Annotated in this window: 15 protein-coding genes; 5 read left to right on the forward strand and 10 right to left on the reverse strand. The window is 70.1% G+C overall.

Annotation, left to right across the window (positions count from 1 at the left end):
- The first annotated feature begins 206 nt into the window (after positions 1-206).
- Complete coding sequence (locus INT51_RS17125) at positions 207-1,409, forward strand: MFS transporter (protein ID WP_193106552.1); 1,203 nt, start codon at positions 207-209, stop codon at positions 1,407-1,409.
- A 37-nt stretch (positions 1,410-1,446) separates the two neighbouring features.
- On the opposite strand, the gene INT51_RS17130 is transcribed toward INT51_RS17125, so the two are convergent.
- Together INT51_RS17130 and INT51_RS17135 are read right to left on the reverse strand one after the other, a co-directional pair.
- Positions 1,447-1,719, reverse strand: a complete 273-nt coding sequence (locus INT51_RS17130; RefSeq protein WP_193106553.1) for an HPr family phosphocarrier protein — start codon at positions 1,717-1,719, stop codon at positions 1,447-1,449.
- A 266-nt stretch (positions 1,720-1,985) separates the two neighbouring features.
- On the reverse strand, positions 1,986-2,840 hold the full coding sequence (locus INT51_RS17135; protein WP_193106554.1) for a hypothetical protein: 855 nt from the start codon (positions 2,838-2,840) through the stop codon (positions 1,986-1,988).
- A 49-nt stretch (positions 2,841-2,889) separates the two neighbouring features.
- Here INT51_RS17135 and INT51_RS17140 point away from each other — a divergent pair, with 49 nt between their 5' ends.
- Complete coding sequence (locus tag INT51_RS17140; RefSeq protein ID WP_226985864.1) at positions 2,890-3,567, forward strand: TetR/AcrR family transcriptional regulator; 678 nt, start codon at positions 2,890-2,892, stop codon at positions 3,565-3,567.
- Here the strand turns inward: INT51_RS17140 and INT51_RS17145 are convergent, their stop codons facing one another.
- Positions 3,568-4,929, reverse strand: a complete 1,362-nt coding sequence (locus INT51_RS17145) for a M20/M25/M40 family metallo-hydrolase (protein ID WP_193106556.1) — start codon at positions 4,927-4,929, stop codon at positions 3,568-3,570.
- A 93-nt stretch (positions 4,930-5,022) separates the two neighbouring features.
- Positions 5,023-5,514: a DNA starvation/stationary phase protection protein Dps gene (gene dps / locus INT51_RS17150; RefSeq protein ID WP_193106557.1), complete on the reverse strand. Its 492-nt coding sequence runs from the start codon at positions 5,512-5,514 to the stop codon at positions 5,023-5,025.
- Positions 5,515-5,682: 168 nt separating this feature from the next.
- On the opposite strand from dps, the gene INT51_RS17155 reads away from it, so the two are divergent.
- Complete coding sequence (locus tag INT51_RS17155) at positions 5,683-6,564, forward strand: hypothetical protein (protein WP_193106558.1); 882 nt, start codon at positions 5,683-5,685, stop codon at positions 6,562-6,564.
- Between the two features lie 137 nt (positions 6,565-6,701).
- Here INT51_RS17155 and INT51_RS17160 read toward each other — a convergent pair whose 3' ends face one another.
- Entirely contained in the window at positions 6,702-7,148 is a 447-nt protein-coding gene (locus INT51_RS17160) for a SufE family protein (protein ID WP_193106559.1), read from the reverse strand.
- Positions 7,145-8,059, reverse strand: coding sequence for a sulfurtransferase (locus INT51_RS17165; RefSeq protein ID WP_193106560.1), 915 nt, complete (start codon positions 8,057-8,059; stop codon positions 7,145-7,147). The genes INT51_RS17160 and INT51_RS17165 overlap by 4 nt, the downstream gene beginning before the upstream one ends.
- A 262-nt stretch (positions 8,060-8,321) precedes the next feature.
- Between INT51_RS17165 and INT51_RS17170 the strand changes: the two genes are divergently transcribed.
- Positions 8,322-8,744 carry a VOC family protein gene (locus tag INT51_RS17170; protein WP_193106561.1) on the forward strand — a complete coding sequence of 141 codons (423 nt, stop codon included), beginning with the start codon at positions 8,322-8,324 and terminating at the stop codon, positions 8,742-8,744.
- 229 nt (positions 8,745-8,973) lie between these two features.
- The gene (locus INT51_RS17175; RefSeq protein ID WP_193106562.1) at positions 8,974-10,326 is read left to right on the forward strand and encodes an alkaline phosphatase family protein; all 1,353 of its coding nucleotides are present in this window, start codon (positions 8,974-8,976) and stop codon (positions 10,324-10,326) included.
- Between the two features lie 18 nt (positions 10,327-10,344).
- Here INT51_RS17175 and INT51_RS22760 read toward each other — a convergent pair whose 3' ends face one another.
- The 4 genes from INT51_RS22760 to INT51_RS17195 are packed head-to-tail and all read right to left on the reverse strand — an operon-like array spanning position 10,345 to position 14,449.
- The gene (locus INT51_RS22760; protein ID WP_193106563.1) at positions 10,345-11,526 is read right to left on the reverse strand and encodes an inositol monophosphatase family protein; all 1,182 of its coding nucleotides are present in this window, start codon (positions 11,524-11,526) and stop codon (positions 10,345-10,347) included.
- Between the two features lie 27 nt (positions 11,527-11,553).
- Positions 11,554-12,561: an asparaginase gene (locus INT51_RS17185; protein ID WP_304502232.1), complete on the reverse strand. Its 1,008-nt coding sequence runs from the start codon at positions 12,559-12,561 to the stop codon at positions 11,554-11,556.
- Positions 12,558-13,247: an SRPBCC domain-containing protein gene (locus INT51_RS17190; protein WP_193106564.1), complete on the reverse strand. Its 690-nt coding sequence runs from the start codon at positions 13,245-13,247 to the stop codon at positions 12,558-12,560. The genes INT51_RS17185 and INT51_RS17190 overlap by 4 nt, the downstream gene beginning before the upstream one ends.
- Positions 13,244-14,449 (reverse strand): methyltransferase domain-containing protein, encoded by a 1,206-nt coding sequence (locus tag INT51_RS17195; protein ID WP_193106565.1) that lies wholly within the window; start codon positions 14,447-14,449, stop codon positions 13,244-13,246. Before INT51_RS17195 ends, INT51_RS17190 begins: the two co-directional genes overlap by 4 nt.
- Between the last annotated feature and the right edge of the window lie 82 nt (positions 14,450-14,531).

Here is a 14,531-nt window from a genome sequence, read left to right on the forward strand (position 1 = left end):
GAGAGTAGGTCGCCGCCGGACATCTTTGTGGGAGTGGGAGAGTGCTGGAGACCCTTTCGAGGGGCTCGCCTCTCCCACTCCCTTTTTTCATGCCCACAAGCTCTGCCGCCCCGGGTATCGAGCCCCCGTGCCGGCGCCGGGTAGCGTGCGTCTCACCGCGGTGGGCAGACTTCCCCGGAGCGCCGATGATGGCGGATGCTAGAGGCATGTCGACCTGCCCGACCGAGACCGTCGCTACACTGCCCGAGAGCGAAGCTGCCCGCCCGCCGGCGCGCGGGCGCCACCCCGTCGTGATCGCCCTGGCGCTCTCCGCCGGCACCGCCGCGCTGGTCGGGGCGGAGTTCATCCCCGCCGGTGTGCTGCCGGGCATGGCTGCCGACCTCGCCGTCACCGAGGGGCAGGCAGGCCTGACGATCGCCGCCACCGCCCTCGCCGGAGCGCTCACCGCCCCCACGATCGCGTCGCTCCTTCCCCGGACGGACCGGCGCACGGTGCTGCTGACCCTGCTTCTGCTGGCGATCATCTCGAATGCGATCGTCGCGGTCGCGCCGACCCTGACGGTGGTGCTCGCGGCCCGTGTTCTCCTGGGCATCGCCATCGCAGGCTTCTGGTCGTTCGCACTGTCGGTCGGCGTCCAGGTGACGGGAAAGGCTGCCCTCGTCTCGACCACGGTCGCACTCGGCACCAGTACGGCCACCATCATCGGTGTGCCCGTCTCGTCCGTGCTCGGAGACATCATCGGCTGGCGTGCCGTGTTCCTGGTGATCTCCGTGCTGACCCTCGCCGCGGGCGTGGTGCTGTGGCGGATGCTGCCCCCGGTCCCCGCGCAGCCCGGAGCGGGGCTTGCGATGATGCGCGCAGTGCTCACCAACCGACGCCTGGTCCTCGGAGTCGCGGTGATCTTCGTCGCCGCCTTCGCCAACTTCATCGCCTACCCGTACATCCGGGTCGCGATCGAGGAGATCGATGCGGCCGCGGTCTCCGTCCTGCTGCTGGCGTGGGGACTCGGCGGCCTGCTGGGCAACCTGGCCGGCGGCTACCTCTCGTCCCGATGGCTGCGCTGGGCGGCAACTGCAGGGCCGGCCATCTTCGCCATCGCACTGGCGATGCTGGCCTCCACAGATCAGACCTGGGTGCTCGCTGCAGCGGTCATCCTCTGGGGCGTCGGCTTCAACATGGTGCCCGTGACCACCCAGTTGTGGGTCTCGGCGATCGAGCCCCGTCGCGTCGAATCAGCGATGGCCCTCCAGGTCACCGCCTTCCAGGTAGCGATCATGACCGGTGCCGTGGTGGGCGGGGTGCTCGTGGATTCCGACGGCCCTGCGGCGGCCATGACGCTCGGAGCGTGCGTCGCAGGTCTCGCAGCGATCGGCTTCGCCTCCATCAGGGTGCGGCCGCGAACTGTGTGACCGGAGGGGCGCGCCCTTCACCGGGGCGCAGTGGTCCTCAGAAGTTCTCGTCGAGGTTCTTCTCGAGCAGAGCAGCCAGAGCGTTCAGCGACTCCTCGGCCTCGTCACCCTCGGCGCGCAGCGTCACCTCGTCCCCGTGGTCGACGTTCAGGGTGAGCAGCATGAGGATGCTGGAGGCCTGCACGGGGGAAGCGCCGACCTTCTCGATGGTGACAGCGGCCGATTGCTCGCTGGCCGCTTGGGAGAAGATCGCCGCGGGACGGGCATGGAGCCCGCTGGTGCTGGCGATCTTCACGGTACGTTCTGGCATCTCCAACGCCTTTCTCGACGAGTGGCTCCCAGCGTAACGTCGCGCGGGACCGAATCGTGCCGCGACGCCGCTCGACGGCGACAGCGGCCTCCACCTCGCTGTTCACCCCTGGTTCACCGATTCGTGGGACTGGCCGAGAGAAACCGGACATCTGCTCTAAATCGTGTCCGCCGACGGCCCATTGGCCTGTAGCGTTCGGCACGAACCGTCAGGGGTGGCGGGTCGAGAGGGAGCGCGGGTCGCGGGGGAGCGCTCCGGGGGAGAGCTCACCGAAATCCGCCGACGACGCCCGGGCTGTCGTAACCGGACATCCCCGGTGGCATCGACAGCCGGCTCGTCGGCCCCAAGGAGTCACGGCCGACGTCGGTCAGCGCGAACCAGGCGATCATGTCCCTGTCGGGCGTGCGCCCGCCGAGCGCCGCCCACGTGGTCCCGATGTGTTCGACGATCTCCGGGAGCGGGAGGTCCCAGGGTGTGAACCGCCCGTCGGCCGCGAATCCGGCTCGGAGCTCCCCGCGGGCGAGCATGCGCGCGAGCAGCATCGTGCCTCGTCGTTCGAACTCCCTGTCCTCCAAGGCCCCGGCGTGTGCCAGCACCTGCACCACGTGCCCTGGATGCAGCCAGGCGTCCCGACCGAGCTCCCGCAGGTGTTCGTCCAACGCGCTGGGCCGGGAGTCGGCGTGCGCGGCCAGTGCCTCCGGTGTCGCATGGATCGCCGCACCGGGCGGCTCAGCGGTGATCCGGCCCTTCTCGTCGGCGCTCAGCAGTGCACCGCGGGGGCCGTCCAGGCGCCAGCGAGGTGTCGTCGTCAGTCGCAACGGGCCTGACCGGGCCTGCAGGAAGAGTGTCAGAAGTCCGTCGCCCAGCATCTCGGCTCCGGCGATGGTGGCCCCGAGCAGCCGTGGATCACGCAGGCCGACGGCGGCCTCGGACTCGGGTGGGGACGCGGGAGAGTCGAGTCGCTGGATCCGGGAGTGCAGCACCCATCCGCGCCCCGTGACGGTCCAGGTCCCACGGGAGGCGACGCGGGTATGGATGATCGACTGGCCTGTCAGCTCCTCGAGCAGGGGATGGCCCTGCGGCTGCTGGCGCCCGGTGAGGCCGGACAGGAAACTGGCCATGTGGTCATCCTGCCCCAAAAGGCGCGGGCCTGCGGGCTACCATGGAGCAATGCCCAGCACAGACGGCCGCGCGCCGGACCCCAGGCCGGCGAGAACCAGGGCGGCGATCTTCGCCGCGGCACGCGATCTCAGCGCGAGTGACGGCGAAGTCACCGTGAACGCCCTCGCCCACCGGGCCGGCGTCAGTCGAGCGGCGTTCTACAGCCATTTCTCCGGTCTCGACGACCTGATGGGCGCGATGCTCGGAGCTATGTTCGACCGTCAGCAGGAGCGCAGTGCCGAGCTCGCGGCCGAAGGCAGGTCCATCCAGGAGATGGTTCAGGTCGCCGCTGCGACCATGGTCGCCTATGTGGCCCACCACCATGCCTTCCTGCGCGGTGCGCTGGACTGGAAGTTCACCCACCGCACCTACATGATCCTGGTCGACACGCTGGCCGATCTGCACGTCGTCGCCCTGGGTCACCTCGGCGACCAGGTACCGTCCTACCTGCCCGTCCCGGAGACGGGCAGGTTCTTCGCGGGAGGCTCGCTGGACCTGCTCACCCGGTGGCTCGTCGAGACGGAGCAGGATGCCCGCGACGGGAAGGAGCTCGATCGGGAGCCGCTCCTGGGCGCCCTGCTGCGGCTGCTGCCGAGCTGGTACACCGGCCTGAGCCCGGAGGACCCGATCCCGCAGGAGCTGGTCATCGAGTGGCTCATCCCGGAGCCCCAGGAACCGGACGACTGATCAGCAGTCCCGTGCCAGGCGCAGCAGCACCCGCGCGCCGAAACGCACCGCATCGACGGGGACCCGCTCGTCGACCCCGTGGAACAGCGGCGCGAAGTCGAGATCCTTGGGCAGCTGGAGCGGCGCGAAACCGTAGCCGGTGATGCCGAGCTCCCGGTACAGGGACTTGTTGTCCGTGCCGCCGCTGAGGCAGTACGGAAGCACCCGGGAGCCGGGATCCTCCGCCTGGATGGACTGGGTCATCACGCTGACCAGGGCGGAGTCGCGCGGGGAGTCCACCGAGTTGCCGATGTGGTCGATGACCACCTCGACGTGCTCCCCGGTGAGTTCGTCCAGCAGGGCCAACAGCTCATCCTGATGCCCCGGGAGGAAGCGGGCGTCGAAGGTCGCCTCGGCCGTCTGCGGGATGACGTTGCCCTTGTACCCGGAGCTCAGCATCGTCATGTTCACCGAGTCGCCGAGGGTGCCGGAGACGAACTGGCGCGCCCCGCCCAGGAGCGGCAGGAACTCGCGGATGTCCTGCTCGTCCCAGCCGATGCCGGTGATCTCGGTGACCCCGTCGAACAGGTCCCGCACGCTCGCGATGCACTCGAAGGGGAACTCGTGCTCGTCGATCGCGGTGATCGCGCGGGCCAGACGCACGATGGCGTTCTCCTCGTTGGGGACGGAGCCGTGCCCGGCGCGGCCGATGGCCCGCAGCCTGCCCCAGGCCAGCCCCTTCTCCGCGGTCTGGACGAGGTAGGCGCGCACGTCCTCGCCGGTGTCCTTCTCCGGCAGAGTGATCGAATAGCCTCCGACCTCGCTGATCGCTTCCGTCATGCCGTCGAACAGCTCCGGGCGGTGCTCGACCATCCATTCGCTGCCCCACACCCCGCCGTTCTCCTCGTCGGCGAAGAAGACGAACAGCAGATCGCGCGGGGGAGCCTGTCGGGTGCGGGCCAGATGCCTCGCCAGCGCCAGGATCATCCCCACCATGTCCTTCATGTCCACGGCGCCGCGGCCGTAGATCATACCGTCGCGGATCTCCGCGCCGAAGGGGTCCGCCGACCAGTCCTCGGCCCGGGCCGGCACCACGTCGAGATGACCGTGGATGACCAGGCCGCCGCGTTCGGGGTTCGCGCCGCTGAGGCGGACGAAGACACTGGGGCGCCCCGGTGCGGACTCGTGCACCTCAGGCGCCAGGCCCACCTCGCGCAGCTTCGCGACGACGTAGTCGGCCGCTTCCGTCTCCCCTGTGCCCCAGGTCTCGGGGTCATTGCCGCCGAAGTTGGTGGTGTCGATCCGGATCAGGTCACGGGTGAACTCCACCGCCTCGTCCTGCAGCGCAGTGAGCTCGTCGGCGGTCGGGTCAGCGATCGGCATGCGGGGTCCTCCTGGGGTCGGGCCCTCACGGTACTCGGCGCCACCCCCGCGAAGGGGACGGCGCCGAGGCGGGAGACGTGCAGTGTCAGCAGGTCAGGCCTGCGAACCCTCCAGGTGGGCGCGGAGGAACCACTGGAACTTCTCCAGTCCCCGGGTCTGCTCGACCAGGATGTCCTCGGTCATGGGGTCCAGTTCGCCGGCCAGGGTGACGGCCTTCCGGTTCGAGGAGATGATGCCCGCGTAGACCTCGTCCAGCGCTGTCAGGTGCTCCTGGGTATCGGCCTTGCCGAGGGTGTAATCGGACCAGCTGCGCTCGGCGACGATCCGCCCGGGGGTGCCGACGGGGGAGGCGCCCAGCTGGGCGATCCGCTCCGCCAGATCGTCGGTGTAGCCGCGAACCTCCTCCACCTGGGGATCCAGCATCTCGTGCACCGCGATGAAGCGGGGTCCCACGACGTTCCAGTGCGCGTGCTTGAGCGTGAGGTGGAGGTCGTTCATCGCGTGCAGCCGATCCTGCAGGGCCTCGACGAGCCGGAGGGAGTCCTCGGTGCCGAGGCCGGGAACGGTGTATGAGAGGTCAGCCATGTCGTCTTCTCCTGTGCATCGGGTGTCGATGGTCGTGCATCGATCGTCGCGTGGTTCAACGGAGAAGGGAAGGGGGCTGTTCCTGCAGGCGCCGACCGCCTGGTCGCTACCGGGGAGCTGGTGCCTCCGTACGATGGGCAGGTATCCGATCCCGCAGGAGGAGCGTCCATGAAGCCGATCGCCACGATCCGAGACCGGATCGCCGAGGTGCCGGCCGCGGTGCGCCGACGTACCGACAGCTCGACGACCCACTCCAGGATCCTCGCCGATGCCCGGGCGGTCGCCCCCGGCATCCCGCGCACTGCTGACTCCGGGCACCTGGTCCGTGCCGCCCGCCGCCTGGTGCGCCGCGCCGCGCAGGACGAGTTCGCCCGCGAGGGAGTGACCCAGGTCCGTCTGCCCGACGAGCGCGGGCGCACCGAGCTGCGGCGCGCCGACGTGCCGGGGGGGGCGAGCTTCCACGCGTTCGTCGAGGATGTGCTCTCCGCGCTCGAGATCGCCCCCAGCGTGCTCGAGCGAGATGATGCGATCGACCTGCGCAATGCGCCCTCCTCGGCGGACCGCTACGGGCTGTCTCCGGAGGTCGCCTCTGATCTCGCGTCCTACCTTCTGGGGAAGGCGTTCGAACTCGACGACGAGGCGCACGACGTCCAGGAGTTCTTCGCCTCGCAGGCGTCGCGGGTCCGGGAGGACGTGCGCGCGACCCTGGTGCGTCAGGTCAAGGTGCCGCTCGAGCTGAAGGTCGCACTGGACCGGCACGAGCGGATCGAGAGCGGGCTGCCGCCCGTGGCGGACGGATTCGAGTCCCCGACGGTCGAAGACTTCGCCTCACCGACCGGCGGGCCGGGCGACGAGGACGCCACCGAGGCGGAACGACAGAGCTTCGCGGCGCGGGCTCAGGCGGCCTACAACTTCGCGCAGTCCGAGGCCGGCAGGGCCGCGTTCGGCATGCTGCGCACCGGGGCGGAGAAGGCCTACGAGAGGTACGGGCAGCGGGAGGGCGAGGTGAAGCCCCCGAAGCCCGGGTCCAAGTCGGCCCCGAAGCGCTGAGGGTTCACCCCTCGACGCCGGTAGCTGGGGCGGGCTTGCGCGGGTCGGGTACGACATGCGGCGCCGGGCCCTCGGTAGGGTCCCGGCGCCGCACGCGTCAGCAGGTCAGTGGATCAGCAGGCCACTAGGTCTGCAGGTCAGAGAGCAGCCTTCGCGCGGATCTGGCGTTTGATGCGTACGAGCATCCCCGCCATGCCGTTCAGCCGCAGGGGGCTGACGACCTCCGCGAGTCCCAGTTCGCCGGTCACGGCCTCGGGGGTGTCGAGCACCTCGCCCACCGTGCGTCCGTCCAGAGCTTCCGCGAGGATCGACGCGAAGCCGCGGGTGGTCGGGGCTTCCGGCGGGGCGGAGAAGAACAGGCGCGCGGTCGCGTCACGGCCCGTGCCGTCCACCTCTGTGATCAGGAAGATCGGCGACTGGCACTCCGGAACCGGCTCGAGCAGCTCGGGGTGCTCGGCGTAGCGCTCGGGCAATGCCGGAAGGCTCTGCGAGAACTCCAGGAGCAGCTGCAGCCGATCCTTCCCGCCCAGGGCATGGAAGTCGTCGGCGATCTCGGCGAAAGCTGCGGGCAGTGCGTCGGTCATCGGGTGGGGACCTCCCCGGGCTCGGTGCCGACGGCGATGGGCAGGCGCACGGCGTTGCCCCATTCCGTCCAGGAGCCGTCGTAGTTGCGCACGTTCTCGAAGCCCAGCAGGTACGTCAGCGCGAACCAGGTGTGAGCCGAGCGCTCGCCGATGCGGCAGTAGGCGATGACCGGGGCAGAGGTGTCGAAGCCGAGTTCGCCCTGGTAGATCGCCTCGAGATCGGTGCGGGACTTGAAACGGCCGTCCTCCGCCGCTGCACGCGCCCACGGCACGGACCGGGCCGAGGGGATGTGCCCGCCGCGCACGGTGCCCTCCTGCGGGTAGTCGGGCATGTGGGTGCGCTCGCCGGAGAACTCCTGGGGGGAGCGCACATCGACCAGCTGGCCGCCGAGGAAGTCCAGGACGTCCTCGCGGAAGGCGCGGATCGGGGCGTCCTCGCGCTCGATGACGGGGTACCCGCTCGTCGCGGCCGGTACGGCGTCGGTCGAGGTCGTCAGCTCGCGGCCCTCCGCCTGCCAGGCGGCGCGGCCACCGTCGAGCAGACGCACGTCGGGGTGGCCGAACAGCTCGAACACCCACAGGGCGTACGCGGCCCACCAGTTCGACTTGTCGCCGTAGACCACGACGGTGGTCTCTCGGGTGATGCCGGAGGCGTCCATGAGCTTCGCGAAACCCTCGCCGTCGACGTAATCACGGGTGACCTGGTCGTTGAGGTCCAGGTGCCAGTCGATCTTCACGGAGCCGGGGATGTGGCCGGTCTCGTACAGGAGCACATCTTCGTCGGATTCGACGACGACCAGATTCCCGGAACCTGCCGCGCCGAGGGTGTCGGCCAGCCATTGGGTGGTCACGAGCTTCTCGGGGTGTGCGTACTCCTGCAGGGCAGGAGTCGGGTCAACAGGAACGGTCATGGAGGCACCTCTCGAGACGCTGAATGGACTGGCTCCAGTCTGTCACCGCCGGGCAAGCCGTGGGGAACCGTGCACTGCGCCGGGAGCGGACAGGGGGCCCGTCCCAGGCGCAGATCGCAGTGACCAGGTCGTGCGGAGACCGAGATGAGCGAGCCCGAACCGGTGTCACCGGCGTGACCGGTCCACGCCTGACCATCGCGGAGGCAGAAACATCAGGCCCGCAGCCCTTCCCCTGCGACTCCACGGCTCCTACGGTGTCCCCATGGAGAACCTGGAGCAGGAACCCATCGTCCCGCAGCTCGATCTGATCGTCCTGGACTGTCCCGATGCATTGGAGCTCGCGACCTTCTACGCGAAGCTCCTGCGCTGGCGCCTGGAGGACGGATCGGATCCGGACTGGGCGACCCTCGCCCCGCCGCGCGGAGGCCTCACTCCGGAGAATCCCGACGGCGAGGCCACCCTCGCCTTCCAACGGGTCGAGGACTATCAGCGGCCGACCTGGCCCGGTGGTGTCCACCCCCAGCAGTTCCATCTCGACTTCTCGGTGTCCGACATCGACGGCGCCGAGCCGCAGGTGCTCGCGCTCGGCGCGACCCGGCACGAGCATCAGCCCTCCGCATCCGGCAGCTTCCGGGTCTACGTCGACCTGGCCGGCCACCCGTTCTGCCTGGTCCACGGAGCCTGAACCGCACCACCGGCCCCCGTCGATCGCCTGCAGGTGATCGCCCACGACCAGCTGAGCGCCCCACCTCCCGGACAGGTGGGGCGCTCAGCTCCGTCGGGCCGACGACGAACAGGCCGACGATGAACAGGCCGCCGGGCGATTTCCCGTGCCGTTCATCAGGGCGCCGCCGGGCGGAGGCTCGGCGCACCTAGTGTGGGAGCGCTTCCATACCCGTCCTGAGGAGTCACCCGTGTCCCCCTCCGACCAGACCGCGCAGCCCGTTGCTCCGGATGCTCCGGCACCCCGCTCCCACCGTCGCCTGGTAGTGATCTCTGTCGATGCCATGAGTGTCGTCGACGTGCCCTTCGCCCGTACGCTGCCGAACTTCGCCCGCATCCTGGCTGGTGGCTGGGGGAGCGCCGAGGCGATCTACCCGACGGTGACCTATCCCAACCACACCTCGCAGACCACCGCTCGGACAGTGGATGGCCACGGCATCTACGCCAACGAGCAGGTCCAGGTAGGGGAGCGCAGGCCCGACTGGTTCTGGGACGCGCGTGACATCACCTGCCCGACGATCTTCGACCTGGCGGCGCACAAGGGGCTGACCTCGGCGAGCGTCGGTTGGCCGGTGACCGGATGGTCCCCCTCGATCGACATCGCAGTCCCGGAGATCTGGGATACTGCCGGTCTCGAGCCCACTCTGGCGGTCCTGCGTGAGGCGGCCTCGCCGCGCGGCCGGTCCTACGTCGACCGCCATGCGGGGGAGATCGGCTGGGACACCAAGCACCGCTTCGGCCGCTTCAACACCTCCGTCGCCGTCGACATGATCCGCACCGACCAGCCCGACGTGCTGTTCGTGCACCTGGTCGACGTCGACTCGGCCCGGCACTCGACCGGGCGCTTCACCGACGAGGTGCGCGAGGCGTTCGAACGGGTCGATGGCTGGATCGGGGAGATCCTCGACGCCCTGACGGAGAGCGGCGTCTCCGAGGACACCAATGTCGCGATCGTCTCCGACCACGGGCATGTCGAGGTGGGCCGCTGCTTCCGCGCCAACCACCTCCTGGTGCAGGAGGGGCTGGTCCGTCTGGACGAGGACGGTCAGGTCGCCTCCTGGGACGCCTGGGTGCACGGCTGTGGTCTGACCGGCCAGCTGCACCTCAATCCTGCGGCCGATGACTCCACCCGTGAGCGTGTGCTCGCGCTCATCGAGGAGTGGGTGCAAGATCCGGAGATCCCCGTCGAGGCGTTCCATCCGCTGGCGGACATGCGCGAGGACTACGGCTACGACGGCCCCTTCATCGGCATCCTGGAGGGCACCAGCGGCACCAACTTCCAGAACCTCTGGGACGGGCGGTCGCTGTACGGACGCTTCGATCCGGACTACACGTTCCTCCTCAGCCAGCACGGCCACCTGCCCGAACAGGACATCCAGGCCGTGTTCGCGATGGCCGGCCCCGACATCGAGCCCGGCGTGAAATTCTCGCGCTGCACCGTCCCTGACGAGGCCGCGACCTTCGCCCACCTGCTCGGCCTCGAGTTCCCCGAGGCCGACGGCACGCCCGTCACCCAGATCCTGCGGGTGCCGGCTCAGGTCTGAGCCGACGCAGTGGTCGGCTCAGTAGTACCCCTGGCCGATCACCGCATGTCGGACCCCACCGGTCGGGTCCTCGACGTCTCCCGAGTACCGGGGGATCACGTGGAGATGCGCGTGGAACACAGTCTGCCCGGCAGAGGCACCCGCATTGAACCCGACGTTGTACCCGTCGGGGACGAGAGCCTCGTCGTGCTGGGTCTTCACGACATCGACCAGGTCCCAGGCTGCACGCTGCTCCTCGGGGGTCGCGTCGAACCAGGTCGTAATCTGGCGCACGGGCATGATTAGTGCATGTCCCGGTGAGACCGGGTTCGCATCGAGAACGGCGAAAGCGAGGTCGTTCTCCGCGATCCGGTACTTGCGGGGAATCATCGTGAACGGCGAGGTCTCCCCGGGAGCCGAAGGCGTTGTCTCTGTCGTGGTCGTCGTGCCGAGCAGTTCGTCGAGCTCCTGCACCGTCTGCGGGATGCCGACGATGACCAGGTCACCGCTGGGGTCGGTGCGCACGTCGGCCCCGGCTTCCTGGGCGAGGAGGGTGCCGCCCACGCGGTCCCAGATCTCGTTGCGATAGGCGACCATGGCGCCGAGACGGCCGGTGGCCAGCAGGCCCCAGTCCGAGGACGGCGCCCAGCTGCGCAGCAGGCGCTTCGTCTCCCGTTCCAGCGCGTCGAACATCTGGTTCCGACGGGCGTCGTCGTGGCCGATCTCGTAGCCCTGGGTGAAGGAGATCGTGGTGCGCGCGAGCGGCGCGGGCTCGCCGACGCTCAAGCGCCGGTCGTCCCTGCCGTCGCTCCTCAGCCACGCGCCCTGGCCGGCAATCGCCCAGTAGGTGCGTCGTCGCGGCGAGTCGTGCACGACGGCGAGCACTGGCTGATCGCCCTCGCACAGCGTGATGCACACGCCGTAGACGTCGAGGTCCAGGACGTAGTTGTTGGTGCCGTCCAGCGGGTCGATCAGCCAGCGGTGACTCGCCCCGGCGCCCGCTCCCTGCTCGCCCTCCTCCTCGCCGAGGATCGCGTGGTCCGGGTAGTGCTCGCGCAGAGCCGTCACGATCCGGCGCTCGGCCTCGCGGTCCACATGGGTGACGAGGTCCGAGCCATTGCCCTTGGCCTCGATCCGGGCCACGTCGTGCTCGGCGACGGCGAAGTCGCCGGCGTCCCGGGCGAGGGTGATGGCGAGTTCTGCCGCGCTGCGAAGGTCCACCCGAGGGACAGTATCGGCAGGCCGGGTCTACGAGGCGAAGGCGTCGAACGACGCGCGGATCTGCTCGGGAACCGCGTCGGCGGCGAGCAGGGTCTGCAGCAGCAGGCGGGCCTTCGCCGGCGGCAGGAATCCGGCCATGACCGCGCCCGCGCCCAGCAGGTCCACCTCGCTGCCGGGGTAGGCATAGTGGTGGGTCGACGTGCCTCCGCTGGCGATGCGGGTCGCGACCACCACGGGCGTGCCCGCATCCAGCAGGCGGCGCAGGCGCGGCATCGCGGCGGGGGAGACGTGGCCCATCCCGACGCCCGCGATCACGAGTCCCTCGACCGCGCGCGGGGCCAGGGAGTCGAGCAGGGAGAAGTCCTCGTCCAGGCCCGCCATCATCATCGGCACCTCGGGCAACGTCTCCGGCAGCGGTTCCTGTGATCGCGCGGCGCCTCCGAGGGGCCGGTGCAGCAGCTGCACGTCGCCCCCGTCGACCATGGCGACCGGCCCTGCGGGGGCGGAGGCGAAAGCGGAGACGGAGCGGGAGGAGACCTTGGTGACCTGGTCTGCGAGATGGACGAGGCCGTCGAACACCACGAGCACGCCGAGCCCGCGTGCCGGGGAGGCGGCCGCCGTGCTCACCGCGTCGTGCAGGTTCGCGGGCCCGTCGGCACCGAGGGCGCTCGCCGGGCGCATCGCACCGGTCACCACCAGCGGCGCCGTGCGGTCCCAGTACCGGTTCAGCAGGAACGCCGACTCCTCGAGGGTGTCGGTGCCGTGAGTGAGGACCACCCCGTCGGCCCCCTCGTCGACCGCGCGACGGGCATGCTCCAGGACCTCGCGCAGGTGGCGGGGCCGCACGTCGGACGAGGAGACGTTGGCGATCTCGTGGTGAGCGAGCTCGACCCCGGCGATCGGGATGCGGGACAGCCGCGATCCGGCCTCGGCATCCGGCGCGGCATGCCTGCCCGCGGGATCCTGGGTCATGAAGATGGTGCCGCCCAGGGTCAGCAGGGTGACCGCGGCCGACGGTTCGGGCGCGCTGGTCACGACAGGTTCGGCTCCTCGCCCAGGTAGAAGGCGGCGGTGCGCACGGAGGCCTTGCGGGCAGGCTTCTTGTCGGAACCGGAGGCCACGTGCGCCTCGAACCAGGCATCGGCCGTGGCCCGGGTGAACTCGGCCCCTGCCGGGGACCCCGCGAAGCGGCCGAGGCGGTCCATCAGCTCAGCCGACGGATCCTCGAGGTGCAGTGCCAGCGCATACAGCGCTGCGTCCCAGCCGCACCCGACCGCGGCCGGTCCGAAGGTCGCCCAGTGCGCGTCGGCCGGGACGGTGTGGCGCAGCTCGAAGCGCGAACCGCCCCCGGTCCCGCCATGACTCGCGTCGGCGTCTGTATCTGCGGTTGTCGCGGGGGCGGCCTCGACGGGCGTCACCAGCAGCTCCATCTCGCTCGTGCTGCCACCGGACTCCCAGGTCAGCAGGAGGCGGTGGGGTGCGTCGACGGCGAGGAGGCTGCCCCGGGTCTCCATATCCGGCAGCTCGAAGCGGCCGCCCTCGGCGACCTCGCCGCTTGCGCGACCGAACCATGCCGTGAGGTGATCCCCGATCGTGAGCGCCGACCACAGCTCCTCCGGGTCGACGGGGAAGGTCTGGGCGAGGGAGACGGTGTTCCCGGCCTTCGCGGGACTGACGGTGCGGGTGACCTCGGTCAGCTGGGTCTCGGGTGTCGCGGTCATGGGGCTCCTTGGTCGACGGGTTCGTGGGCCACTGTGTCAGGTCGGTCGCTGCGGCGCAGGCGCACGATGACCTCGGCGTGCTCGGTGTGAGGGAACATGTCCACGTAGCGCCCCCCGACGATGGCCAGCGAAGGCATGGCCGCGAGATCCGTGGCGAGCGTGGTCGGGTTGCAGCTGGAGTAGACGACGTCGCGCACACCGCTGTCCTCGAGCCAGGCGGAGAGCTCGGGGCCGATGCCCCGACGGGGCGGGTTCACGATCACGGCATCGGGCGGGCCGTCGGGGCCGGCGGCCTCCCGGATCGCCCAGGCGGTCGCGTCGTCCACCAGGAACGTGGAGGGGATGTCCTGAGCCGCAGCGGCCTCCTGGGCTCCCGTGATGGCCTGCGCGGAGACCTCGACCCCGGTGACGTGCGCGGTGGGGACGGCCAGCGCGGTGTGCAGGGCGAAACCGCCGAGGCCGCAGTAGAGGTCCCAGATCTGCGGTGCTTCGCCGAACCCGTCCGTGAGCTCTGCGAGCCAGCTCGCGGCCTGACGGTAGAGGTGACCCGCGACCTCGGTGTTGGTCTGCAGGAATGACTGCGGGCGCGCGAACAGGGTGACGTCCCCGGTGCGCACGGCGATCGACTCCGCCCCCGCGAGGTGGATCTCCACGTCGCCTTCGACCCGCGTGGTGTGGTCAGGGTGAATGTTCGCGGTGACCGCGACGATCGACGGGTGCGCCGCCAACAGCGTGGGCAGGTGCTCACGGATCCTGCCCAGGGGCTGCTCGCTGCGCAGCACCAGGCGCAGCAGATGCTCCCCCTCAGGCGAGGCGGTGACCAGGACGTTCTTGAGCTCGCCGCGGCGGCGGGCCACATCGTACGGAGGTACCTGCGCCCGACGGGTCAGCGCCTTGGCCCCCTCGAGCACTGCCTCGACTCCCTCGGGGTACAGCGGGCAGTCGCACAGGTCAGCACTGAGCTTCTGGCCGGGCAGGCCGAGGATCGGGTCCTGCGTGGTGCCGCCCACGGCCATCTTCCCGCGGGCGCGGAACCCGGCCTCGGGCCCCAGGATCGGCTCGCCCCAGGAGGTGCCGGGGTGCAGGTACGGGGCCAGCAGGGTTTCGACCCAGGCGCGACCCTGCGCGATCTGTCGCGGGCGGGGGAGGTCCAGGAGCGTGCAGGACCTGCACTCCCCGGAGTCGAAATGATGGCACCGCACCCGGAGAGTCTACGGGCGCGAGACGTCGCACGAGAGCGCGCTCCTCGTCCGTCGGAGCCCTCCGGTACCGTCGTTGACGGGT

This window comes from Brachybacterium sp. FME24 (assembly GCF_014897705.1).
Lineage (GTDB): Bacteria > Actinomycetota > Actinomycetes > Actinomycetales > Dermabacteraceae > Brachybacterium.